The following is a 23,839-nucleotide window of genomic DNA, read 5'->3' as shown; positions in this document are numbered from 1 at the left end:
CGGCGTCCATGGACCGATACCGGCCAGCCGGCGGGCTCAGCGTTCGAGGACCAGCGCCTGGCCCTGCCCCACCCCGACGCACAGCGCCGCCAGCCCCGTACCCGAACCGGCCGCCGCCAGCTGGTGGGCGACCGAGCCCGTCAGCCGGGCGCCAGAACAGCCCAGAGGATGGCCGATCGCGATGGCGCCGCCCCGCGGATTGACCACGTCCGGATCGAGCTCCGGCCACTCCTCGAAGCACCCCAACACCTGCGCGGCGTACGCCTCGTTGAGCTCGAAGTGCGTCAGGTCCGCGAAGGCGCGCCCCGCCTTGGCGAGGGCGCGCCGCACCGCCTCGACGGGCCCGAGGCCGTAGAGGTCCGGTTCGATGCCCGTGACGGCGGAGGCCCTGATCCGCGCCAGCGGCTCGCGGCCCGTCTCCCGCAGCCCCTCCTCGTCGCACAGCAGCAGCGCCGCGGCGCCGTCGTTCAGCGGCGAGGAGTTGCCCGCCGTGACCGTGCCGTTCTCCCTGCGGAAGGACGGCTTGAGCCGGGCGAGGGCCTCGGCGGAGGTGTTGTCCCGGATGGTCTCGTCGCGGGGCAGGACGACATCCGGCAGCGGCACGACCTCCGCGTCGTACGCGCCCTCCTTCCACGCCCGCGCCGCCTTCCGGTGGCTGGCGAGCGCGAAGGCGTCCTGCCGCTCCCGGGAGATGCCGTGCTTGTCGGCGATCAGCTCGGCGCCCTCGCCCAGCGGGACCGTCCACCGCGCCGGCATGTCCGGGTTGGTCATCCGCCAGCCCAGGGTCGTCGAATACAGCTCCTGGTGCCCTGTGGGGAAGGCCCGTTCGGCCTTCGGCAGCACGTAGGGGGCGCGGCTCATCGACTCGACGCCGCCCGCGACCACCACCGACGCGTCCCCGAGGGCGACGGCGCGGTAGGCGTGCACCACCGCCTCCATGCCGGACGCGCACAGCCGGTTGACGGTCACGCCGGGCACGGTCACGGGCAGCCCGGCCAGCAGCACCGCCATGCGGGCCACGTTGCGGTTCTCCTCGCCGGCGCCGTTGGCGTTGCCGAGCACCACGTCGTCGACGCGGGCCGGGTCCAGGCCGGGCGACCGGCCGACCAGGGCCCGGACGACATGGGCCGCGAGGTCGTCGGGGCGCACGGAGGACAGCGCTCCGCCGTACTTGCCGACCGGAGTGCGTACGGCGTCGACGACGAACACATCCCGGACGAGGGTCATGGCCGCTCCGTAGGTTGTCGGGCGCTCCCTCGGGCGTCCGCCCGATGAACTGTCGTTCACGATCGAAGTCGTGACGAGTCTCGGACCGCCGCCTTCCGCTGTCAACGGCCCGGAACCGGGCCCCCGGGGAGCGTTTGAGAGAGTGGGAGCATGAGCGACACTCCCAGGCACCACGTGGTGGTCATCGGCGGCGGCATCTCCGGGCTGGCGGCGGCCCACCGGCTGGTGACGGGCGGTGCCCGGGTCACGCTCCTGGAGGCGTCCGGCCGCCTCGGCGGCAAGCTCCGCGTGGGGGAGATCGCCGGGGTGCCCGTCGACCTGGGCGCCGAATCGATGCTGGCCCGGCGGCCGGAGGCGGTCGAACTGGCCCGTGCCGTCGGCCTCGCGGACCGGCTCCAGCCGCCCGCCACCGCCACGGCGGGCATCTGGACGCGCGGCGGCCTGCGGCCCATGCCCAAGGGGCACATGATGGGCGTGCCCGGCGACCTCGCTCCGCTCGCCGCGTCCGGGGTGCTCTCGGAGGAGGGCCTCGCCCGGGTCGCCCGCGACCGCGAACTGCCGCGCACGGAGGTCGGCGACGACGTCGCGATCGGCGCGTACGTGGCCGCCCGCATGGGCCGCGAGGTCGTGGACCGGCTGGTGGAGCCCCTGCTCGGCGGCGTCTACGCGGGCGACCCGTACCGCATCTCGATGCGCGCGGCCGTGCCGCAGCTCTTCGAGCTCGCCCGTGCCCACCGCTCGCTGATCGAGGGCGTGCGCGCGGCCCAGGAGCGGGCTGCCGCCGCCCCCCGGCAGGCGGGGCCGGTCTTCATGGGGATCGAGGGCGGCATCGGACGGCTGCCGCTCGCCGTCGCGGACGCCGTGCGCGCGGCGGGCGGCGAGATCCGCACGGACACCCCGGTGCGCGGCATCGCCCGCGGGACCGACGGCTGGCGGATCGCCCTGGACTCCGGGACGCTGACGGCGGACGCCCTCGTCGTCGCCCTCCCGGCGGGCCCCGCGGCCCGCCTCCTGGACGGTCCCGCGCCCGCCGCGGCCGCGGAGCTCGCGGCCGTCGAGTACGCGTCCATGGCCCTGGTGACCATGGCCTTCCGCCGCTCGGACGTCGAAGGGCTGCCGCACGGCAGCGGCTTCCTCGTACCGCCCGTCGACGGCCGGAAGATCAAGGCGTCCACGTTCTCCACCAACAAGTGGCGCTGGAACGCCGACGCCGACCCGGAACTCTTCGTGCTGCGTACCTCGATCGGGCGGTTCGGCGACGAGGACGATCTGAAGCGCGAGGATTCCGAGCTGGTATCGATGTCGCTCAAGGACCTCGGCGACGCCGTCGGCCTGGCGGCGTCCCCTGTGGCGAGCCGGGTCGACCGGTGGCACGGCGGGCTGCCGCAGTACCCCGTCGGGCACCTCGACCGGGTGGCCCGGGTCCGTGCGCACGTCGCCGCCGTTCCGGGGCTGCGGGTGTGCGGCGCAGCCTACGACGGCGTGGGCATCCCGGCCTGCGTCTCCAGCGGGCACCGGGCCGCCGACGAGGTTCTCGGGACCCTGCCGGAAGGCGCCGACGGCCGCGAGTGACAATAGGGACATGACTGACGCCCCCGAGAAGATTCCGAACGCCGGCAAGAAGGCCAAGGACCTCAACGAGGTCATCCGTTACACCCTCTGGTCGGTGTTCAAGCTCCGCGACGTCCTCCCCCAGGACCGGTCCGGCTACGCCGACGAGGTGGAGGAGCTGTTCGCGCAGCTCGCCGAGAAGGACGTCACCGTCCGCGGCACGTACGACCTCTCGGGCCTGCGCGCCGACGCCGACGTGATGATCTGGTGGCACTCCGAGACCGCGGACGCCCTCCAGGACGCGTACAACCGCTTCCGCCGCACGAAGTTCGGGCGCACCCTGGAGCCGGTGTGGTCGAACATGGCGCTGCACCGCCCCGCGGAGTTCAACAAGTCGCACATCCCGGCGTTCCTCGCCGACGAGACGCCGCGCGACTACGTCAGCGTCTACCCCTTCGTCCGCAGCTACGACTGGTACCTGCTGCCCGACGAGGACCGCCGCCGGATGCTCGCGGACCACGGCAAGATGGCGCGCGGCTACCCGGACGTGCGCGCCAACACGGTCGCCTCCTTCTCGCTCGGCGACTACGAGTGGATCCTCGCCTTCGAGGCGAACGACCTCTACCGGATCGTCGACCTCATGCGTCACCTGCGGGCCTCCGAGGCGCGTATGCACGTCCGCGAGGAGGTCCCGTTCTACACGGGCCGCCGCAAGGCCGTCGCGGAGCTGATCGGGGACCTCGCGTAGGTCCCCGGAACGGGAACGCCGGGCGGGCCGGAGGACCGGCCCGCCCGGCGTTCGCGTTGTCAGCCCAGCGTGATGTTGGCCTTGCCGCCCGCCGCCGTCGCCGCGGGTTCGGCCCGGGGGCCGCACCAGGTGCGCCGCGCGGGCACGGAACCCGTCAGCAGGTACGTCTGCACATGGGCGTTGACGCACGCGTTGGGCCCGAACGCGATGCCGTGCGTGCCCGAGCCCCGCTCGGTGACCAACGACGAGCCGGGCAGCCGCCGGTGGAGCTCCAGCGCGCCCTCGTACGGTGTCGCCGCGTCCCGCTCCGCCGCCAGCAGCAGCGTCGGCGGCAGCGCGTGCCGGGCCGCGCCGACCTCGACCGCCCGCTGCTGGTGCGCGGTCCAGAAGGCGCACGGCAGGTTCATCCAGGCGTTCTGCCAGGTCTCGAACGGCGCCCGGCGGGCGAGCCGGGTGTTGTCCCGGTCCCACACCGGCCACGAGCGCGGCCACGGGGAGTCGTTGCACTCGACGGCCGTGTAGACGGCGTTGGAGTTCTCGCCCGCCCCCGCGGCCGCCGGGTTGGGCAGCGCGAGGGCGCGCAGCGCCTTGTCGTCACCGCGCAGGTAGGTGGCCAGCGCGTCGGCGTTCTTCGCCCAGTGGCTGTCGCTGTAGCCGACCTGGAGGAAGGACGCCTGCAGCTCTCCCGGGCCGATCTTGCCGCCCACGGGCCTGCGGGCGAGCCGCTGCCGGGCCCGTTCGTAGGAGGCGGCCACCTGCTGCGGCGTGCGCCCCAGGTGGTAGACGGCGTCGTGCTTGGCCACCCAGCGGCGCCAGTCGCCCCAGCGCGTCTCGAAGGCCGCGGACTGGGCGAGGTTGCTCTCGTACCAGATCTTCCGCGGGGCGGGGTCGACGATGCTGTCGAAGACCATGCGGCGCACGTGGCCGGGGAACAGCGTGGCGTAGAGCGCGCCGAAGTACGTGCCGTAGGAGGCCCCCATGTAGGTGAGCTTCCGTTCCCCGAGCGCGGCGCGCAGGACGTCCAGGTCGCGGGCGTTGTTGAGGCTCGTGAAGTACTGCAGGTCCTGCCCGCCCCGGCGGGCGCAGCCCTGCGCGTACGCCTTGGCCTCGGCGATCCGCTGCTTCTTGTACGCCTCCGTGGGGTGCTCCGGCGCCTGGCTGGGGGCCTTGGCGAAGCGGGTCGGTTCGGCGCAGGACAGCGGCGCCGAGCGGCCCACGCCGCGGGGCGCGTAGCCGACGAAGTCGTACGCCTTGGCCGTCGCCTGCCACTGCCGGACCCCGGTGAGCAGCGGGAACCACATGCCGGTGCCGCCCGGCCCGCCGGGGTTGTAGACCAGCGCGCCCTGGCGCTCGGCGGCGGTGCCGGTGGACCGGACGCGGCTGACGGTGAGTCCGATGTGCTTGCCCTCGGGGTGCGCGTAGTCCAGGGGGACGGAGACGGTGCCGCACTGCACGGGGGCGGGCAGCTGCTCGACGGTGGGGCACGCGCCGAAGCGGACGCCCCTGGCGGCGGCCTGCCGTGCGGCGAGCATCGCGCCGAAGGCCTCGGCACGGCCGCCCGGCGGGCGCGCCAGGTCGATGCCGTCGGCCGGTGCGGGGGCCGCCGTGAGCGCGGTGAGGACCAGGGATCCGAGGGCTCCGTACAAGGCTGCTGATCTCACGGGACATCCCTTCGCGGCGTGAAATTACGACAAAAGGGATAATCTGTCCGGTGGTTGGTGAAGTACAGCACCGACGCCCGGTGTCGGTCGCATTGGGCACGATGGGCCCAGCGGGGAAGGTGACGCCGGGTCAGTAACGGTGGTCGCGCAGGGTGGCGGCCAGGGCGGAGCGCAGCGCGGGGTCGGTGAGCGCCTTGCGCCCCTTTATGGCGAGCGCGGTCAGCAGCCCCGTGTCGTCGGCGTCGTCGGTGCCGTAGGTGTCCTTGTGGGCGGCCCGCCGCCTCCGGCCGGGCAGTCCGGTGGAGAGGTGGCCCAGCAGTTCCTGTCCGGCGGGCGAGGCCCAGCGCGTGTAGGGGTGGATCTCGACGCGGGCGATCGCGAGACAGGCCGTCGTCAGGACCAGCGGCAGCGAGAACCAGGCCGCGACCTGCCCCCGGCCCGTCTCCGGCGGCATCAGCAGCACGGCCGTGGCGCCGGTCAGCAGGATCAGGGCGCAGGCGCCGCGCACGTGACGGACCGCCGCCGACACGTCCGTCCGGGCCGGGGCGGGCACCGCGAGCCCGGCTGCGGTCAGCCGGTTGGCGAGCGCCCGTACGGCGTCGGCGGCGGCGTGCGCGGCCCGCACCTCGGGCACGGTGGACTGGCCGCCCGGCCCGATCGCGGTGATCACCGAGCGCTCCAACTCGTCCCGGCCGACCGGGTCGACGACCGTCGCCCAGCCGGTGTGGGCCAGCAGCACCCGGCGCTGCCGGCCCATCGTGACCAGCGCGAGGTCGGTGACCCGGTGCGGGCCGCCGGCCAGGAAGGCCGCTTCGTACAGCGTCAGCGTCCGCGGCCGCGCGCCGGCCGCGGCGCGCTCGGGGACCTGCGCCGCGGCCGTCGCGGCGAGGCAGAGGCGGCCGCAGGTGAGGACCGCCGAGGCCCAGGCGACGAGCAGGAGGATGACCCACATACAGGATGTGTACTCGACCGTCACGCGTTCCCGCCATCGGTCGTTTCGCCATGTGGTCGATATGCGGCTGGTATGCGGCCGATATGCGCCATGCGGATCGACGGGTCATCAGCCGCAGCGGCGGCCCGTGTTGATGCAGCGCACGGCGGTCTCCATGAGCGCGCGCGGCATCACGTTCTCGAAGTCGGCGTGGTCCGTGACGGGCTTGCGGAGTTGCTCGGGGAAGCTGTCGACCGCGTAGACCGGACCCCGGGGCACGGTGTAGGTCAGGGTCATCCGCAGCCGGGGCACGGGCGTGGACCCCCGGGCGCAGCGGCCCGTCGAGGCGTCGGGGAAGCCGATGTGGGCGCGGTGGCCGGGACTGTCGGTCCGCCGTCCGTCCCAGCAGCTGGGGAAGTCCAGCAGCCGCATCACCCGGCTGCCCGCCGGGCACAGCGGGTACTTGTCCACGAGGGCGCGGTCCGTGAAGCCGGTGCAGGTCCACCGGGCGCGGGCATCGGCCGTCCCATTGGTGAGAGCCTTCGCGTCACCGGTGATCACCCGCAGGGCGTCCGGCATCGGGGCGACCCCGGAGACCGGGCTGCCGTGGAAGGCCAGGCCGACGCTGTCCGGGACGAGGACGCGTCCGGGGTTGGCCCGGTCGGCCTCCCGCCGCCCCTCGGAGGCCTTGCCCAGCACGCGCAGGACGGGCCAGAAGTATGTCGACCTGTCGCCCTGGGAACAGGTCGTGCCCGCCGCGCGCAGCGACCGGTCGGTGGAGAAGGCGTCCGTGGAGAGGTTGCCGACGTAGTCGTGGAGGTGGTGGGCGCCGTTGGTGACGCCGGGCGTGACGATGAAGTTGTCGGGGTTGCGGTGGCCGTTCTCGTTGCGGCCGCACCGGGTGGTGAATGTACCGGTGGAGGCGCCCGGCAGGTCCCGGGGGGCGCGCGGGGCGGGCGGCGCGCTGCGGATGTCGGCGAAGTCGGCGGTGACGGGGCCCGCGTGGACGTGACTGTCAGTGGCGGGTGTCACGCTGGGCGAGGTGTCGTCGGGGTGGGCGGAGGCACTGCCGGTGACGGCGGCGAACGTGGCCGCCGAGCCGAGCAGCGCGAGTAACGCGATGAGGACGAGGTGGGTGGTGCCGAGCCTGCGGCGGTGACGGACGGGCATGGGGCTCACTTCTTCTCCGGTGGTGTCGTGCCGGAAGGGACGGTGGGGGACGTGGGGGACGCGGAGGGTGTGGGGGACGTGGGGGACTGTTCGGGCCGGGTGGCGGCCGGGGGGAGCGGGAAGGTGGCGGCGGGCCGGGTGCCGGGCGTGGCCGGGGCGGGCGGCTGCCCGGGTTTCGTGCCGGCCGCGACGGCGTCGAAGTCGACCAGCCCGGTGTCCTCCAGCACCTTCATGTGGTCGAGGACGGTGGTGTTCGCGTCGTCGGCCAGCTCCCGCACCGCGGAGTTGCGCGTGGTGGCCCGCACTTGGGCGACGACGGTGAAGACCGTGCCGTGCGCGAGCCGCAGGATGTTGGTGAACTCCCGGTCGTACGCGGCGCCGTGCGCGGCGTCGAGCCGGGCCAGCCACCGCTGCTGTTGCGCGTTGGGCCTGCTGGGCAGATCGACGCCGAGCCGGGCCGCGACGTCGCGGACGTGCCGGTCGAGCACCGTATGGCCCTCGACCAGGTGCTCGCCCGCCCGTCGCACGGCGGCCGTGGTGCCGCGCTGTTCCGCCTGCTGCCCGGCGGGCAGCTCCCAGAGCCCCGCCAGCCGGACGCGCTCCACGAAGTCGCGGTCGAGCGCCGACAGCGGGCCGAACGGCGTGGCCACGGACCCGGCGGTGAGGTCGACGGTCCCCGTGTTCGCGCGGTCGCGGTACGACCAGAGGGGGAAGAGCAGCGCGGCGACGGTCGCCGTGAGCGCGGTGACGACCAGACCGGTGCCGGTGAACGATCGCATGATGCCTCCTCGTGCGGCACCGCACGGTAGGCCCTCCGCGGTGATCCGCAAGGGAGTTCGGCGGAGCCGCCCGCCCGGCCCGGCCCTGGAACCACCACCTGGCCTGGACCTTTACCCCGTTCCCGGAGCACGGTGCGCGAATGTGGGCTGCGTCACTGCGGGAGGAAGGCCGCCCGTGCCCGATGGGGCTGTTGGTACGGTGGCCGGTTCCGCGCTCCGCCCCCCGGGGCCGCGTGCGCGCGGCCGGGCACTGGTGAGGCCCCGCGATCGGGGGGATGTCGCGGGGCCTCACCGGGTCAACGGGCCGCCGGGCGGGTTGGTTCCCCGGCTTCTGCGGCAAGATGGCGGGTGGGGGTGGTGCGCGTGCGCGAGCGGCTTGACGGCAGCCCTGACGGCAACAGGGACGGCAACAGGGACGGGAAGAAGCGCGCGAACGGGAAGAGCTTCGACCCGGAGCGGCTGTTCCTGCCGCCCGACGACGACCTCGCCCCCAACCGCCCCGGCGAGACGCTCCGCGCCCGGCTCGACGCCTCCAGGACCGGCCCTGTCGCCCTGCTGCTCGCCCGCTGTCTCGGGCGGCGGCCCGTCGAGGACACCTGGCGGCGGGCGCTCGCCGCCGAACAGGCCGTCGGGACGGCCCTGGAGGAGCTGACGGCGGGCGGCTGGGACGTCGTCCACTCGATCGTCCTGCCGGGCGACTCGGTCATCCCCCACCTCCTCATAGGCCCCGGCGGAGTCTTCGGCATCGCCGCCAAGGCCGCCCACAAGGCCCGGATCCAGGTCGGCGAGAACCTGGTCCACGTGTCCCGGGAGCGGCACCCGCGCCCGTACGTCCGCGAGATCCGGCACGACACCGCGCGGGCCTCGCTCGTCCTGTCACGGGGCTGCGGCTTCCTCGTCCAGGTGCGGCCGGTCCTGGTGTTCGTGGGCGCCGAGAGCGTGGAGGTGTCGCCGTCGCTGGACGACGTGCGGGTGCTGGGGGAGACGGAGACGGCCGCGCTCGGCACGCTCGGCGGGGCCCTGCACCCGCGCCGGGCCGACCGCGTCCACACGGTGGCCCGCAACCGGCGTGTCTGGCTCTGGGCGTGACGTGACATCAGGCGGGTGAATTCCCGCACCCTTTCGGGGGGCGGTGGCGTCGGCCGACGGGGCGCGTGCGCGAGCATGGCCGGGGCCGCGCCCGACCCCGGACCGGAGGGAGCCCCCCACCGTGCGATCCCGCCGTGTCCGGCGGTCCTTTCTCCCCGCTGCGGGTGCCCCGGACCACCGACCGGGTGCGGGCCGGGTTGCTTTCTCCCCGGCCCCGCCCCTTCCCGACAGTGCCGATGTGCGGCTCCGCCGCGTGGGGGGAGACCCCCGGACCCCCGAAGCGGCTGCGCCGCTTGTCCTCAAAGGCCGGATGAACCGGATCTGGTGGACCGCAGCCGCAAGACCAGCCCGCCGCCGGCAGCGTGTGGCACTGGCCGTCACGTGCGTCTTGTTGAGCGGCACGGCAGTGGCCTCGGCGGCGCCCACGGATGCCGGCCCGCGGCCGGAGACCGTCGACGTCGCACCGGGCGACTGCGGTCACGGCCGGCTGCCGCACCTCCGTCCCGGCCCGCAGATGTTCGTCCTGCGCAACACCTCCGCCACCCCCGCCGACGCCCGTCTCGTGGACGCCGCGACCGGCGCCGTCCACGGCGAAGTGGAAGGGATCGCGCCGGGCACGCACAGGACGTTCACGGCCCGGCTCGGGCCGGGCGCGTACGCGTTCGTCTGCCTGCCCGACGACGCGGACCCCGTCACCGGCCCCGCCGTCCGGATTCCCGGCACCGGAGGGGGCGGCGGTCCCGCGGCCGTGCCCGTGACCCGCGACGACCTGATCCCGCTCACCCTGGACTACCAGCGCTGGGTCGGCGAGCGGATGGCCGGGCTCGTGACCGCGACGGACGCCCTGCGCACGGCTGTCGACAGCGGCGATCCGGCCGCCGCCCGCGCGGCCTGGCTCCCCGCCCACCTCGCCTACGGGCGGCTGGGCGCCGCGTACGGCGCCTTCGGCGACGCCGGCCGCGCCGTCGACGGCACCGCGGCCGGGCTCCCCGGCGGAGTGCGCGACCCGGGTTTCACCGGCTTCCACCGCGTCGAGCACGGCCTGTGGCACGGCGAGCGCGGGCCCGCCCTGCGCCGCGCCGCGCACCGCCTCGCCGTCGACGTCCACGCGCTGCGCGACTCCTGGGAGCTGACCCGGATGGACCCCGCCGACCTGGGACGGCGCGCCCACGAGATCCTGGAGGACACCCTGCAGCACGAGTTGACCGGCCGGACCGACCACGGCAGCGGGAGCGGCCTCGCCACCGCCCGCGCCAACCTCGACGGCACCCGCGCCGTCCTCGACCGCCTGCGCCCCCTCCTGCGCGGCCGCTACCCCGGCGCGGCCGTCCTCGACCGGCGCCTCGACCGCGCCGCGGATCTCCTGGACCGGTACGGCCCGGCCGCGGGCCGTACCGGTCCGGGCCGTTGGACCCCGCACCGTTGGACCCCGCTCGCCCGGCTCGGCCGCGCCGACCGCGAGAAGATCGACGCCGCCATCGGCGACCTGACGGAGCGTCTGGCATCCGTCGCGACGCTCTGCGAACCCCGGAGGACACCGTGACCGGCACACCGCGGACCGGGCCGCCACGGCGGCGCACCCTGCTGCAGGGCGCCGCGGCGGGCATCGGCGGAGCGGTGGCCGGCGGCCCCGGCGTTCCGCCCGCGCGCGGCGCCGCCACCGGCGCGCCCCCGTACGCCACCCGCTTCCCCTTCCACGGCGCCCACCAGGCCGCCGTCCTCTCCCCGCCCGCCCGCAGCACGGCCTTCACGGCGTTCGACGTCACCGCCGAGGGCCGCGGCGAACTCACCGAGCTGCTGCGCACGCTCACCGGGCGGGCCCGCTTCCTGACGGCCGGGGGCACCCCGGACCCGGTCGGCATCACCGGACCGCCTCCCGACTCCGGCCTCCTCGGGCCGGACGTCCCCGCCGACGGCGGGCTCCGTGTCACCGTGGGCGTCGGTGCCTCTCTCTTCGACGGCCGCTTCGGGCTGTCCGCCTGCGCCCCCCGCCTGCTGCGGACCATGCCGTCCTTCCCGGACGACGACCTCGACCCGGCCTGGTGCCACGGCGACCTCGGCGTCCAGCTGTGCGCCGACAGCGCGGACACCGTGCTGCACGCCCTCCGCGACCTGACCCGGCACACCCGCGGCGGCCTCCAGGTCCGCTGGCGGCTCGACGGCTTCACCGCCCCGCCCCGCCCCTCCGGCGCCCCCCGCAACCTCCTCGGCTTCAAGGACGGCACCGCCAACCCCGACCCCCGCGACCCCCGCCTGATGAACCGTCTCGTCTGGACCGGCGCCCACTCCGGCGAACCCCGCTGGACGACCGGCGGCAGCTACCAGGTGGTGCGCCTGATCCGCATGCTCGTCGAGTTCTGGGACCGGATCTCCCTCGCCGAACAGGAGCGCGTCATCGGCCGCGCCCGCGACACCGGGGCACCGCTCGACGGCGACCGGGAATCGGACACGCCGCGCTACACCCACGACCCCAAGGGCGACGTGATCCCGCTCGACAGCCACATCCGGCTGGCGGGCCCGCGCACCCCCGGCACCGCGGACCGGCGGCTCCTGCGCCGCTCGTACAACTACGACCGGGGGACCGACGCCAACGGCAACCTCGACATGGGGCTGCTCTTCTGCTGCTACCAGCAGGACCTCCGGCGGCAGTTCGCGACCGTCCAGCGGAGCCTGGCGGGCGAGCCGCTGACCGACTACGTCACCCCCTTCGGCGGCGGCTACTTCTTCGCCCTGCCCGGGGTGCGGGACGGCGCGGACTGGTACGGCCGCGCCCTGATGGACGAGACCTGATGCACGAGAGTGGGAGCCCCCATGGCCCGTAACGGCACAGTCACCCGGTGCCCGGCCGCCGTAGCCGCCCTCGGCGCCGTCGCGCTGACCGTGGCACCGGCCGGCCCCGCCGCGCCGCGCGCCGCGGACACCGCGTCGCCCGTCGAGCACCTGGTGGTCGTCTTCGACGAGAACATCTCCTTCGACCACTACTTCGCCACCTACCCCAAGGCCGCCAACACCGACGGCACCCCCTTCGCCCCCGCCCGCGCCACCCCCGCCCACGTGGACAACCTGCGCACCGCGGGACTGCTGAAGAGGAACCCCAACCAGTACGCGCCGAAACGGCTCACCCCGCACCAGGCCATGACCTGCGACCAGAACCACTCCTACAGCCCCGAGCAGTACGCGGCCCACGGCGGCCGGTCCGACGCGTTCGTCCAGAACACCGACTCCGGCAAGTGCTCCGGCAAGCTGTTCGGCGAGCCCGGCCTGGTCATGGACTACTACGACGGGAACACCGTCACCGCCCTGTGGAACTACGCCCAGCACTTCAGCATGAACGACCGGTCGTTCGGCACCACTTACGGGCCGTCCACGCCCGGCGCGATCAACCTCGTCTCCGGCCGGACCCACGGGGTGTTCTCCACCGACCCCGCGTCCGGCACCGAGCACCCGAAGCGGACCGCGAAGCCCGACCCGTACGCCGTGGCCTCGCCCGACGCCGAGGGCGTGGGCACGATCGTCGACGACCCGGACCCCGCGTACGACGACTGCTCGGGCGAGGACCACACCGCCCGCAGCCCGCTGGCCGCCCTCAAGGGGGCGAACATCGGCGACCGGCTCGACGAGGAGGGCGTCTCCTGGGGCTGGTTCCAGGGCGGCTTCCGGCCCAGCACCCCCTGGGACGGGCGGCGCGGCCACTACGCGAAGTGCTCCGGCACCGCGCACGCCAACGTCGGCGGCGCGCGGGTGATCGACTACAGCCCGCACCACCAGCCGTTCCAGTACTACGCGTCGACAGCGAACCCGCACCACCTGCCGCCGCGGTCCGTCGCCGAGATCGGCCACGCCGGGCGGGCCAACCACCAGTACGACCTGACCGACTTCGACGCGGCCCTGCGCGCCGGACGGCTGCCCGCCGTGAGCTTCCTCAAGGCCCCCGCCTACCAGGACGGCCACGCGGGCTACTCCGACCCCCTCGACGAACAGCACTTCCTGGTGGAGTGGCTCAACCGGATCCAGAGCGCGCCGGAGTGGCGGAACACCGCCGTCGTGATCGCCTACGACGACTCCGACGGCTGGTACGACCACGTCTACGCGAAGCCGCTCAACGGCTCGCGCGACGGCGCCAAGGGCCCCAAGGGCCGGCCCGTCGACAGCCCGGCCTGCCGCACGGGCCCCGCGCCCGCCGGCGGCTTCGCCGACCGCTGCGGCCCCGGCCCACGGCTGCCGCTGCTGCTGCTCTCCCCCTACAGCAAGGTCAACACCGTCGACCACACCCCGACCGAGCAGACCTCGATCCTCAAGTTCATCGAGTGGAACTGGCGGACGGCCAGGATCGGCGGCTCGTCCTTCGACGACCGCGCGGGCACCCTGCTCAACATGTTCGACTTCGCGCACCCGCACCCGGGGAAGGTCCTGCTGAACGCGGACGGGTCGGTGAGACCGGCGGTGGCGGAGGGCGACGCGGGCCCGCCGGGTGCGCCTTCGCGAGAGGACGGGGACAGGGACGGAGACGGGCCGCCGGTCGGCTGGCTGGCGGGCGGCGCCGCGGCCACCGGTGCGGTCGCATGGCTGGCCCTGCGGCGCTCCCAGGACGGGCCGAAGCCGCGCCGCCTCAGCGGGCCGGGAGGAAAGCGCTCGTGAAGAGAGAGCGGAGGAGTGCCTCGTCGGCGGGCGGCAGATCCGCGACGAAGCGGGTCAGCACGACCTCCCGGTCCGCCATCCCGTCCAGGATCTTCCGCATGCGCCGCGCCGCCAGCCCGGCCTCGTCCGTCACCGGCGCGTACGCGTACGCCCGCCCCCGCGGCGTGCGCGACAGCACCTCCTTGCCGTGCAGCCGGGACAGGATCGTCACCACCGTGCTGTAGGTGAGCTCACCCGCCAGCCGGCCCTGGACCTCGCGCGGCGTCAGCGGGCCCTCCGCCCGCTGCAGCGCGGCGAGCACCTCGCCCTCCAGCGCCCCGTTCGCGCGGCGTCGGCCGTGGCGCTGGTGCACCACGGTGCTCGGTGTGGCTGTGTCCATGCGGGCGGTGTCCTTCTGCTGTTCTCAAGGCTGCTGATCCCGGGGGTTCTCAGGGAATCCTCAGGGGGTTCTCAGGGGATACGACCCAAGATCTACTGCTTTTACAGAGCTGTAAAAACGATACGGTACCCGAACAGGACGCCTGATTCGGAATCCACAGGAATCCACGGACATCTTTCGTGCCTCCACCACCCGACCCGTCGTAGGGTCGAGCGGTGTTCGAACGACGAAAAGGCGCGCACGCCCGGAACCACGCCGCACCGGCACGCCGGAGGCGCGCCGCCCCCCGCAAGCGCAGGCTGCGCCCGGCCTACCCCCGCCCGGGGCGGCAGGGCTTCCGGCGCTGGGTGCCGTCGTGGCGCCAGACGCTGGGGCTCTCCCTGTCCGCCGGGGGGCTGCTCACCGCCCTGGTGGCGATCATGTACGTCCGGACGGAGATACCCGCCGACCTCAACGCCTTCGCGACCCAGCAGGACAACGTCTACTACTGGGCCGACGGCACCGAGATGGCCCGCACCGGCGAGATCAACCGGCAGGACACCGCCCTGGAGAAGATCCCGGAGAAGGTGCGCTGGGCGGCGCTCGCCGCCGAGAACGAGACCTTCTACTCCGACAGCGGCATCTCGGTCAGCGGGATGACGCGGGCGGTCACCAGGATGGTCACGGGCGGCAGCACCCAGGGCGGATCCACGATCACCCAGCAGTACGTCAAGAACGCCTACCTCAACCAGCGGCAGACCTTCTCCCGCAAGTTCACGGAGATGTTCATCGCCATCAAGCTGGACAACAGGATGTCCAAGGACGACATCCTGGAGGGCTACCTCAACACCAGCTGGTTCGGGCGCGGCACCTACGGCATCCAGCGCGCCGCCCACGCCTACTACGGCAAGGACGTCTCCCAGCTCAACGCGAGCGAGGGGGCCTTCCTCGCCTCGCTGCTCAAGGGCGCCGGGCTCTACGACCCCGCCCTCGGCACCAAGAACCACGCGCGCGCCGTGGAGCGCTGGAACTGGATCCTCGACCGCATGGTCACCATCGGCAAGCTCTCCAAGGAGGAGCGCGCCGGGTACAGGACGTTCCCCGAGCCGCAGGCACCGCCGAAGCCCGCCGGGCTGACCGGGCAGACCGGCTACCTCGTCGAGACCGCGCGCGCCTATGTGAGCGCCCACACCGAGGTCTCCGACCACGACTTCGACCTCGGCGGCTACCAGATCCGCACCACCTTCGAGAAGCCGAAGGTCGACGCCCTCAACAAGGCCGTCGAGGAGGTGCAGGGCAAGCTCGACCCCGAGAAGCGGGAAGCCGACAAGAACGTCCGCATCGGCGCGGCCTCGGTCACGACGGACGGGCGCATCGTCGCCCTGCACGGCGGCCCCGACTACCTCAAGCAGGGCTTCAACGACGCCAACTCGTCCGTCGTCCCCGCCGGTACGGCCTTCACCCCGTTCGTCTACGCCGCCGCCCTCGGCGACGGCGTCCAGCGCGAACGCGACAAGCCCCGCACCCCCGTGTCCCCCTCCACCGTCTACGACGGCGACCACAACGTGTCGCTGATGACGCCGGAGGGCCCGTACTGGGACCGCTCCGGGAAGATCGTCAAGGGTGCCAACGACGGCGGCAGATCGTGGGGCAAGATCAGCCTGCGGGACGCCGTCGCCCAGTCCGTGAACACCCCGATGCTGCAGCTCGGCATGGACGTGGGGTTCGACCGGGTCGGCGCCACCGCCGTGCGGACCGGCCTGCTCGCCGACAGCCTCGGCACCAAGGTGCCCGCCTTCTCGCTGGGCAACACCACACCCAGCGCCATCCGGATGGCCGGGGCGTACGGCACGTTCGCCACCCGGGGCCTGCACAGCGAGCCGTACTCCGTGGACCGGCTGAGCCGCAACGGCAATGCCGTCGAGGTGGAGAAGCCGACGTCCGAACGGGTCCTTCCGCAGAGCGTCGCGGGCGCCGTCGACGACGCCCTGCACGACGCCGTCAAGAAGGGCAGCGCGACCTCCGCGGCGGTCGCCGGGGCCGACGCGGCGGGCAAGACCGGCACCGAGGCGAACAACAAGTCGGCCTGGTACGTGGGCTACCGGGGCAAGCTCGTGACCGCCGTCTCGCTCTCCCGCATCGACCCGAAGACACAGGAGCTGCTCCCGCTCGACGGCCTCGGCGGCGCGCCCAAGCCGGCCGTCGGCAGCTCCTGCCCGATCGACATCTGGACCCGGTACACGACCGGACTGCGCTGAGGCCGTACGGGCGCCGGACCGCGGTTCCGGCGCCCGGCCCGCGCGGGGCGGCGCCGGACTACTTGACGAACGTCGACCAGTCCGGGGCCTGCGCCGGGTCCAGCCCGCGCAGCTTCGTCAGCACCTTCGGGTCCTGCACGTCCAGCCAGTCGGCGAGCTGCTTGAACGACACGCAGTGGACGCCGTCCCGCTTGCAGACCGACTTCACGACGTCCTCGACGGCCTTCATGTAGATGCCGCCGTTCCAGTCCTCGAAGTGGTTGCCCACGAACATCGGCGCCCGGCTGCCGTTGTAGACCCGCTCGAAGCCGTTCAGATAGCCGTCGCGCGTCAGCTTCCGCCACTCCGCGTACTTCGCGGGATCGCCCTTGGTGTTGTCACCGGACTGGTTGTAGAGGAAGTTGAAGTCCATGGACAGGACCTGCTTCTCGCTCTTCGGATAGGGCAGCAGCTGCAGCGGGAAGTTCCAGATGCCCTGGATCTGGGACGGCCAGATCTGGAAGTCGCCGGGCGAACTCGCGTCGTACCGCCAGCCGAACGGCTTCGCCGCCGGTATCAGCGTCTTCTGTCCCTCCAGACAGGGGGCGCGGCCGCCCACCAGCTCCTTCTTGTAGTCGAAGGGCAGCGGCGGGAGGTCCGTCAGGCCGGTGTTCGTCTTCCAGTTCTCCACGAAGGAGTAGGACTGCTCTATCTCGCTCTTCCACTCCGCCGGGCTCCAGTCGCCGCCGCCCTTGGCGCCGCAGAAGTGGCCGTTGAAGTGCGTGCCTATCTCGTTGCCGTCCAGCCAGGCGCCACCGATCTGCTCGATGGTGTCCTTGATGTGCGGGTCCGTGGCGAAGTCGATCGCCGCCGCGCCCGGCTTGTGCTGCGGGGGCTTGTACAGCGACGACTTCGACTTCGGCAGCAGGTACATGCCGCTCAGGAAGAACGTCATCTTCGCGTTGTTCTCCTTGGCGACCTCGCGGAAGTGCGAGAGCTGGTGGTCGTCGCCCTCCAGCGCGCCGTCCCAGGAGAACACCACGAACTGCGGAGGCTTCTCGCCCGGCTTCAGCTTCTGCGGCTTCGGCTGGTTCGGCTGCGGACCGGTGTAGGACGTCGAACCGTCACCGAGGACACGGACCTTGCCGTCCCACTTCTCCTCGGGCTTCCCGCTCGGCTCGGCCCCGTCCTCCGGAACGTTCTTCGCCTTGTCCCGCGTCGGCGCCGAGGCCGACGGGGAGGGGCCCTTGGCGTCGTCGCTCTTGCCGGAGTCGCAGGCCGACAGCCCCAGTGCGAGGGCGGTCACGGTGCCCGCGGCGACCAGAGCCGTCGTGCCCCGCAAGGTCCTTTTCGACAACGTCCTACCCCCTGGCGCCCTCAACAGATGTTCTGGCGCCAAGTATCACAGGTCGCTCGGACAACCCCGCAGGGCCGGGTGATCCGCGACCACCGTGCACGAACCGGGGGCGATCTCCGTGAACCCCGCGTCGCGGACCACCGGCAGACCGCTCCCCGCCAGCCCCGCCCAGGACTCCGCGGCGGCCGTCCGCACGGCCAGCGCGAACCCGTTCTTGCGCCAGGCCTCGCGCTCCGCGTCCGGCAGCGCCCACCACGCGAGCTGCGCGCCGTGCCCGGCCTGCGCCATCGCCTTGCCTGCCGACATCTCCAGCCCGGGGTTCAGCCACAGCACCGGAAGCCCGTCCTCCGGCGCGGCCGGGGGCTCGGCGTCGTCGAGGTCCGTGCCCGACACCTGGAGCTTCGCCAGCTCCTTGGGCCAGCCGTCCAACGGCACAGGCGGGAACACCCGCACCTCGGCTCGGTCACCGGTCACCGCGATGCCCGGCAGCGCCGAGGCCTTCCGCCACTCCGCGCCGCGCGCCCGCCGCACCACCTTGCGGATCCGGGAGTCCTGCCAGTCCCGCACGGCCCGCGCCCACTCGCCGTCCTCGCCGTCGACGGTGCCGGACCGCTCGTCGGACAGCAGCGCGAGCACCGCCCGCGCCGCGGTCTCCAGGGCGTCCGTACGGGCCGGCGGCGCGTCCTTCTCGATCCGCACCACGAGCGGCAGCACGAACTGGGGAGCCTCGTCCCGGGGGTCCACGGAGGCGGTGTCGGAAGCGGTGTCAGCACTGGTCACCCGCCCCAGTCTGCCAGCAGCCCGGGAAGCGCGCGGCAGCGCCCGTTACCGTGACCGCATGAGACTCAGGGGGGTCGGCCGACGCTACGGCCTGCGCGGTCCATGGGTGCTGCGCGACATCGACCTGGAGGTGCCGACGGGCGCCCTGCTGCGCGTCGAAGGAGCCAACGGCAGCGGCAAGTCGACGTTCCTGCGCCTGCTCGCGGGCATCGACGCGCCCAGCGCGGGACGGATCACCGGCCGCCCGCGCACCGCGTACGTGCCCGAACGGTTCCCGGCGGCACTGCCGTTCACCGCGGCCGGATACCTCACCCGGCTCGGCCGTGTCCACGGGCTGGGCCGCTCCGCCGCCGCGCACGGCGCGCGAGAGTGGCTGGAGCACTTCGGGGCGGGTGCACACGCGGGCACGCCACTGTCCGAACTGTCCAAGGGCACCAGCCAGAAGGTCGCCGTCGCCCAGGGCCTCCTCGCCCCGTCCGGCCTGCTGGTCCTCGACGAGGCGTGGACCGGGCTGGACCGCGCCTCCCGCGCCGTGCTCGACGGCGCGGTCGCCGAGCGCGTCGCCGCGGGAGGCACGGTCGTCTTCGTCGACCACGACCCGCGACGGTTGGCGGGGCGGGCGGACACGGTGTTCCGGGTGGCGGCCGGGCGGCTGACGGCGGTGGACGCGCCCGTGCCCGACGGCGACGGCGCCCCGGGCGTACGCACCGAGGTCCACGTGGAGGTGGCCGGACCGCCCGGGGCCCGGCTGCCGGAAACCCTGCCCGGCGCACCGTGCCACGTACCGGTGGCCCCCGGGGCCTTCCGGCTCACCGTGGCCGCCGAGCACTCCGACGCCCTCCTCCACGCCCTGCTCACCGCCGACCCCGCCTGGCACATCCGTACCGTGACGCCCGCGCACCACCGAGGAGAGCCCGGCCGATGACCGCACTGCTCCGCTACCAGGCCGCCCTGCTGCTGCGCTCGCACCGCTGGCTGCCGCCCCTTCTGCTCCACGGCGTCTTCCTGGCCGTCGGCGTGCAGTCCGGCAACCCGGTCCTGGACTCCTTCGGCTGGGCGGCTGCCGCCCAACTGCCGGTGGCCGCCTGGCTCGTACGGGTCTGCGTGACCGACGAGCCCCCGGCCGCGCGGGACTGCGCCGCCGCCGCGGCCGGGCCGTGGCGCGTGCACCTCGCCGCCGTGCTCACCGCCCTGGGCGCCTCGACCGCGCTCGCGGTCGCCGGCACGGCGGTCGTCGCCGCGATCAGCGACCCCCACAGCGCCGACCGCCGAGTGGCCGTCCCCCTGTGGCCCGCCACCGCGGCGGGACTGGTGGCCGCGGTCTCCTGCGCCCTGCTCGGCACGGGCGTCGGCGCCCTGTGCAACCGGCCCCTGCTGCGCAGCACCGCGTGGGCGGTGCCGTCGACCGCGCTCGCCGCGTTCGCGGTGCTGTTCGCCGGGGTGTCGCCCGCGAACGCCGCCGTGACCGGGCTGGTCACCGGCTCCCGCCACGGCACGGTCACGGTGTCGCTGCTGCCTCTCGCCGCGGCCGCGGCACTCGCCGCCGCTGCCGTCGCCGTGGCGTGCGCGCTCAGCTCGCGCCGGACCTGACGACGGCGATGGGCGACCATGGACGCATGAGCGACGACCACAGCGGCAACAGCGACCACAAGGACGGCCCCGGGGCCTTCGCCGGCTGCGTGCACTGCGGCGGGCCCACCGAGCACCCGGCGGAGCGCCCCGGCATCACGCTGTGCCCCGTCTGCGAGTGGCAGGAGGCCCAGCGGACGGCCTGTTCCGGCTGACCGCCCTCAGCGCCCGGCGATCAGATCCGACACCCGGACGAACTCGTAGCCGCGGTCCCGCAGCTCCGGCACGATCTTCCGTACGGCCTCCTCCGTGACCGGCGCCGCGCTGCGGGTGCAGTGCATCACCACGACGGATCCGGGCTTCACTTGGGACAGCACCTGGTTCGCCACCGGGCCCGCCTGCTTGGCGAAGGCGTCACCGCTGATCACGTCCCACTGCACGGCCGTCACCCCGGTGGGGGCGACGGCCCGCAGGACGGTGTCGTTGTAACACCCGCCCGGGAAGCGGAAGTACGGGACCGTGCGCTCCACTCCGGCGCGCTTGAACGCGGCGAACGCGCGCTCCACGTCGTCCCGGGCGGAACCGGGCGCGATGGCGGGCAGGCCGTAGCAGGGCGTGGAGAACGCGTGGTGGGTGTACGAGTGGTTGGCGACCTCGAACAGCGGGTCCGCCCCGATGGCCTTGGCCTGGTCCGGGTACTGGTCCGCCCACTTGCCCGTCATGAAGACGGTCGCGGGCACCTTCAGCCGCCGCAGCGTCGCGATCAGCTCGGGGTTGTCGAACCGCTCCCCGCGGGCCGCCCGCTTGTCCTCGTCGACGGTCATGTCGGCGTCGAAGGTCAGCGCGACCCGTTTGGCGCCGTCGCGCTTGCCGTGCGCGAACACGGGCGTGAGCCCGCCGGGCCCGGCAGGGAGGGTCGGGGCGGCGGAGGAGGGCGCCACGGAGGGAGCCGTACGGTCCGCGGCCGCCGAAGCCACCCCCGAAGCCACCGCTCCGGGCTTCCCGGCCCCACCACACCCCACGAGCCCGCCGCACAGCGCGACACCGACGATGAACCGAACGCTACGACGCAGTGAGAACACGCCGAGCATCCTCTCAGCTCCGGGACGCCGACTTGCGGGCCAGGGCCCGCGACTTCAGCCGGTCCGGGGCGGAGCCCCGGTGACTGCGAGTGGGGCCGACCGGTCGCGGTCGGGAGCAGCGACGGCCCGCGATGACCGCAGGGGGGACCGGCCGGGGCCCAGGGCCGGTGGCGGAATCCTCGGTGAGTGACCACGAGTGGGCACGAATGGGAACGCCCCGCCGCGTCGGGGTCTGGGGGCGGAGCCCCCGTTGATCACAAGGGAGCGACCTGCCGTGGCCGGGGGCTTGGGGCGCAGGCCCTGGTGACCATAAATGGGGCCCCGAGACCGGGCCCGGGGTGGAGCCCCGAGGTCGATCCCGAGGCGCTCCCCGGACCGGGGTCCGGGGCGGAGCCCCGTGAATGGGGGTCTGGGGGTGGAGCCCCCGGGGAACGGAGGCGGCGCGGGTCCCGTCGTGGTCGGGGCCTGGGGGCGGAGCCCCCAGTGGACAGGGAGTGGGGGTGACCCACCGCGTCAATGTGTCCCAGCGACCAGCGGCTTGGCATCGCGTGCCAGCGCCGTCAGCCGGGAAATGGCCCGGAAGTACTTCTTCCGGTAGCCGCCCGACAGCATCTCCGGCCCGAAGAGCTCGTCGAAGGGCCGGCCGGAGGCCAGTACCGGTATCTCCCGGTCGTACAGCCGGTCCGCCAGGACCACCAGCCGCAGCGCCGTCGACTGGTCGGGCACCGGCTCGACACCGGTCAGGCACACCGCCTGGACGGAGTCGCACATCGCGCCGTAGCGGCTCGGGTGGACCTTGGAGAGATGGTCGAGCAGCGAGGGGAAGTCGTCCAGCGAGGCGCCCGGCGTCGCATAAGCCGTACGGGTGACGGCGTCATCGCTGAACGGGGCGGGTGCCTCCGGCAGCCCCCGGTGGCGGTAGTCCTCGCCGTCTATCCGCAGCGGCCGGAAGCGCGAGGACAGGCCCTGGATCTCGCGCAGGAAGTCGGCGGCCGCGAACCGGCCCTCGCCCAGCTTGCCCGGCAGCGTGTTGGAGGTCGCGGCGAGGGCCACGCCCGCGTCCACGAGCTTGCCCAGCAGCGAGGAGACCAGCACCGTGTCACCCGGGTCGTCCAGCTCGAACTCGTCTATGCACAGCAGCCGGTGTCCGCCGAGGGTCTGCACGGTCTGCTGGAAGCCGAGCGCGCCGACGAGATTGGTCAGCTCCACGAACGTGCCGAACGCCTTCTGCTCCGGCGCGGCGGGTGTGGCGTGCCAGAGGGAGGCCAGCAGGTGGGTTTTGCCGACGCCGTAGCCGCCGTCGAGGTAGACGCCGCGCGGGCCGTCGGCGGCGGCGGGCTTCGCCTCGCGCCGGAACCAGCGCCTGCGCCCCCCGCCGGTCGCGCTCGCGCCGCCCAGCCCGGCCGCGAAGCCGCCGAGTATCCGCACGGCCTCCGCCTGGCTGGGCTGCTTGGCGTCCGGTATGTAGTTCTCGAAGCGCACCGAGTCGAAGCGCGGTGGCGGCACCATCTCGGCGACCAGCCGGTCGGCCGGTACCTGCGGGGCGCGTGAGGTCAGGGCGATCGGCGAACCGCCGCCCTGCCCGGCTATCGGGCCGGAGGCGTCGGCCGGGGCCGGGGCTGAAGTGGCTGCCGGGGCTGCTGCGCCGGAAGCGGATGCAGAGGAGGGTGACACAACCGTCCAGCGTAGTCGCTGTCCGCCGGGGGCAGGGCCACGGCGAGGCATGTCACACTGCGGCCTATGCGACGCCTGTTCCCCTCCCCGCTCACCCCCGCCGAAACCGAGGACCGCACCTGGGACCTGGACGAACTGGCCGACGCCTACGCCTACCCCGGCCCGGCGGCCGGGGACACCGCGGCGGCCGGGCGGCCGGGCGGCGCCTGGCTGCGGGCCAACATGGTCTCGTCCCTCGACGGCGCGGCGCACCACGAGGGGCGCTCCCAGCCGCTCTCCTCCGACGCGGACATGCGGATCTTCGGCACGCTGCGGGGCCTCGCGGACGCCGTGGTGGTGGGCGCGGAGACCGTACGGCAGGAGGGCTACCGGCCCGCGCGGGCGCGCGAGGCGTTCGCGGCGCGCCGGGCAGCGCTCGGTCAGGGTCCCGCGCCGGTGATCGCGATCGTGAGCGCCGGTCTCGACCTGGACTTCTCGCTCCCGCTGTTCACCGAGCCGCTGGTGCCGACCCTGGTGCTGACGGGCGAGGACGCCCCGGAGGACCGCGCCGCGGCCGCCCGCGCCGCGGGCGCCGAGGTGGTCGTGGCGGGCGCGGGGCGCCGGGTGGACCCGGAACGGGTGCCGGAGGTGCTGGCGGAACGGGGTCTGACCAGGCTGTTGACCGAAGGCGGGCCACGGCTGCTGGGTCAGTTCGCGGCGGCCGGGGTACTGGACGAGCTGTGTCTGTCGCTGGCCCCGCTGGTGGCCTCGGGCACCTCGCCGCGCATCGCGAGCGGGCCGGCGATGGCGGTGCCGGAACGGTTCGCCCTGGCTTCGGTCATCGAGGAGGCGGGGTTTTTGTTCACGAGGTACCGAAAGGTTTGACAGAAATATCTGACAGAAGGATCTGACAATCGGCGGAATTTTCTGCTCCGGTTACCTCTCCGTGGGCAGAATTGAGTCAGACGCGCCCACACGGGAACGTGATCGGAACAGGCGGGCCCAGGGG

21 protein-coding genes are annotated in these 23,839 nt (G+C 73.7%); 11 read left to right on the top strand and 10 right to left on the bottom strand.

Annotated elements, in window-relative coordinates:
• Nucleotides 1–36: 36 nt before the first annotated feature.
• Nucleotides 37–1,227, bottom strand: a complete 1,191-nt coding sequence (locus tag ACWD4A_RS18510) for a thiolase family protein (protein WP_451195063.1) — start codon at nt 1,225–1,227, stop codon at nt 37–39.
• Nucleotides 1,228–1,377: 150 nt separating this feature from the next.
• Between ACWD4A_RS18510 and hemG the strand changes: the two genes are divergently transcribed.
• Nucleotides 1,378–2,799 carry a protoporphyrinogen oxidase gene (hemG, locus tag ACWD4A_RS18505; RefSeq protein ID WP_451195062.1) on the top strand — a complete coding sequence of 474 codons (1,422 nt, stop codon included), beginning with the start codon at nt 1,378–1,380 and terminating at the stop codon, nt 2,797–2,799.
• A gap of 10 nt (nt 2,800–2,809) precedes the next feature.
• Nucleotides 2,810–3,526, top strand: a complete 717-nt coding sequence (gene hemQ, locus ACWD4A_RS18500; RefSeq protein WP_451195061.1) for a hydrogen peroxide-dependent heme synthase — start codon at nt 2,810–2,812, stop codon at nt 3,524–3,526.
• A 59-nt stretch (nt 3,527–3,585) separates the two neighbouring features.
• On the opposite strand, the gene ACWD4A_RS18495 is transcribed toward hemQ, so the two are convergent.
• From ACWD4A_RS18495 to ACWD4A_RS18480, 4 genes are all read right to left on the bottom strand, one after another.
• Nucleotides 3,586–5,187 carry an alpha/beta hydrolase gene (locus tag ACWD4A_RS18495; RefSeq protein ID WP_451195060.1) on the bottom strand — a complete coding sequence of 534 codons (1,602 nt, stop codon included), beginning with the start codon at nt 5,185–5,187 and terminating at the stop codon, nt 3,586–3,588.
• Between the two features lie 130 nt (nt 5,188–5,317).
• Nucleotides 5,318–6,139, bottom strand: coding sequence for a TIGR04222 domain-containing membrane protein (locus ACWD4A_RS18490; protein ID WP_451195059.1), 822 nt, complete (start codon nt 6,137–6,139; stop codon nt 5,318–5,320).
• 108 nt (nt 6,140–6,247) lie between these two features.
• Nucleotides 6,248–7,288, bottom strand: coding sequence for a DUF1996 domain-containing protein (locus tag ACWD4A_RS18485; RefSeq protein WP_451195057.1), 1,041 nt, complete (start codon nt 7,286–7,288; stop codon nt 6,248–6,250).
• 5 nt (nt 7,289–7,293) lie between these two features.
• Nucleotides 7,294–8,067 (bottom strand): DUF4142 domain-containing protein, encoded by a 774-nt coding sequence (locus ACWD4A_RS18480; RefSeq protein WP_451195056.1) that lies wholly within the window; start codon nt 8,065–8,067, stop codon nt 7,294–7,296.
• A gap of 363 nt (nt 8,068–8,430) precedes the next feature.
• On the opposite strand from ACWD4A_RS18480, the gene ACWD4A_RS18475 reads away from it, so the two are divergent.
• The 4 genes from ACWD4A_RS18475 to ACWD4A_RS18460 all read left to right on the top strand — a co-directional run bounded on the left by ACWD4A_RS18475 (nt 8,431) and on the right by ACWD4A_RS18460 (nt 13,794).
• Complete coding sequence (locus tag ACWD4A_RS18475) at nt 8,431–9,156, top strand: nuclease-related domain-containing protein (protein ID WP_451195054.1); 726 nt, start codon at nt 8,431–8,433, stop codon at nt 9,154–9,156.
• 391 nt (nt 9,157–9,547) lie between these two features.
• Nucleotides 9,548–10,699: an EfeM/EfeO family lipoprotein gene (locus tag ACWD4A_RS18470; RefSeq protein WP_451195052.1), complete on the top strand. Its 1,152-nt coding sequence runs from the start codon at nt 9,548–9,550 to the stop codon at nt 10,697–10,699.
• Nucleotides 10,696–11,946: an iron uptake transporter deferrochelatase/peroxidase subunit gene (gene efeB, locus ACWD4A_RS18465; RefSeq protein WP_451195050.1), complete on the top strand. Its 1,251-nt coding sequence runs from the start codon at nt 10,696–10,698 to the stop codon at nt 11,944–11,946. Before ACWD4A_RS18470 ends, efeB begins: the two co-directional genes overlap by 4 nt.
• 21 nt (nt 11,947–11,967) lie before the next feature.
• Nucleotides 11,968–13,794, top strand: a complete 1,827-nt coding sequence (locus tag ACWD4A_RS18460) for a phospholipase C (RefSeq protein WP_451195049.1) — start codon at nt 11,968–11,970, stop codon at nt 13,792–13,794.
• Here the strand turns inward: ACWD4A_RS18460 and ACWD4A_RS18455 are convergent.
• Entirely contained in the window at nt 13,766–14,173 is a 408-nt protein-coding gene (locus ACWD4A_RS18455; protein WP_451195047.1) for a BlaI/MecI/CopY family transcriptional regulator, read from the bottom strand. The two genes, ACWD4A_RS18460 and ACWD4A_RS18455, sit on opposite strands and share 29 nt — an antisense overlap.
• A gap of 215 nt (nt 14,174–14,388) precedes the next feature.
• Between ACWD4A_RS18455 and ACWD4A_RS18450 the strand changes: the two genes are divergently transcribed.
• Nucleotides 14,389–16,410, top strand: a complete 2,022-nt coding sequence (locus ACWD4A_RS18450) for a transglycosylase domain-containing protein (protein WP_451195045.1) — start codon at nt 14,389–14,391, stop codon at nt 16,408–16,410.
• Between the two features lie 58 nt (nt 16,411–16,468).
• Here ACWD4A_RS18450 and ACWD4A_RS18445 read toward each other — a convergent pair whose 3' ends face one another.
• Both ACWD4A_RS18445 and ACWD4A_RS18440 read right to left on the bottom strand, forming a co-directional pair.
• Nucleotides 16,469–17,746, bottom strand: a complete 1,278-nt coding sequence (locus ACWD4A_RS18445) for a hypothetical protein (protein WP_451195043.1) — start codon at nt 17,744–17,746, stop codon at nt 16,469–16,471.
• A gap of 45 nt (nt 17,747–17,791) precedes the next feature.
• Nucleotides 17,792–18,526 carry an aminoacyl-tRNA hydrolase gene (locus tag ACWD4A_RS18440; protein ID WP_451195041.1) on the bottom strand — a complete coding sequence of 245 codons (735 nt, stop codon included), beginning with the start codon at nt 18,524–18,526 and terminating at the stop codon, nt 17,792–17,794.
• 58 nt (nt 18,527–18,584) lie between these two features.
• On the opposite strand from ACWD4A_RS18440, the gene ACWD4A_RS18435 reads away from it, so the two are divergent.
• From ACWD4A_RS18435 to ACWD4A_RS18425, 3 genes are read left to right on the top strand one after another with little or no spacing between them, the layout of a single operon-like run.
• On the top strand, nt 18,585–19,451 hold the full coding sequence (locus ACWD4A_RS18435) for an ABC transporter ATP-binding protein (RefSeq protein ID WP_451195039.1): 867 nt from the start codon (nt 18,585–18,587) through the stop codon (nt 19,449–19,451).
• On the top strand, nt 19,448–20,116 hold the full coding sequence (locus ACWD4A_RS18430) for an ABC transporter (RefSeq protein WP_451195037.1): 669 nt from the start codon (nt 19,448–19,450) through the stop codon (nt 20,114–20,116). Before ACWD4A_RS18435 ends, ACWD4A_RS18430 begins: the two co-directional genes overlap by 4 nt.
• 26 nt (nt 20,117–20,142) lie before the next feature.
• Nucleotides 20,143–20,310, top strand: coding sequence for a hypothetical protein (locus ACWD4A_RS18425; RefSeq protein ID WP_451195036.1), 168 nt, complete (start codon nt 20,143–20,145; stop codon nt 20,308–20,310).
• A 6-nt stretch (nt 20,311–20,316) separates the two neighbouring features.
• On the opposite strand, the gene ACWD4A_RS18420 is transcribed toward ACWD4A_RS18425, so the two are convergent.
• Both ACWD4A_RS18420 and zapE read right to left on the bottom strand, forming a co-directional pair.
• Nucleotides 20,317–21,186 (bottom strand): polysaccharide deacetylase family protein, encoded by an 870-nt coding sequence (locus ACWD4A_RS18420; RefSeq protein WP_451195034.1) that lies wholly within the window; start codon nt 21,184–21,186, stop codon nt 20,317–20,319.
• A 504-nt stretch (nt 21,187–21,690) separates the two neighbouring features.
• On the bottom strand, nt 21,691–22,767 hold the full coding sequence (gene zapE / locus ACWD4A_RS18415) for a cell division protein ZapE (RefSeq protein ID WP_451195101.1): 1,077 nt from the start codon (nt 22,765–22,767) through the stop codon (nt 21,691–21,693).
• A 150-nt stretch (nt 22,768–22,917) separates the two neighbouring features.
• Between zapE and ACWD4A_RS18410 the strand changes: the two genes are divergently transcribed.
• Entirely contained in the window at nt 22,918–23,715 is a 798-nt protein-coding gene (locus ACWD4A_RS18410; RefSeq protein ID WP_451195032.1) for a pyrimidine reductase family protein, read from the top strand.
• The last annotated feature ends 124 nt before the right edge of the window (nt 23,716–23,839 follow it).

The organism is Streptomyces sp. NPDC002537 (assembly GCF_053594975.1).
The sequence above is the reverse complement of the archived record's forward strand: the minus strand, read 5'-3'. Positions and strand labels throughout refer to the sequence as shown.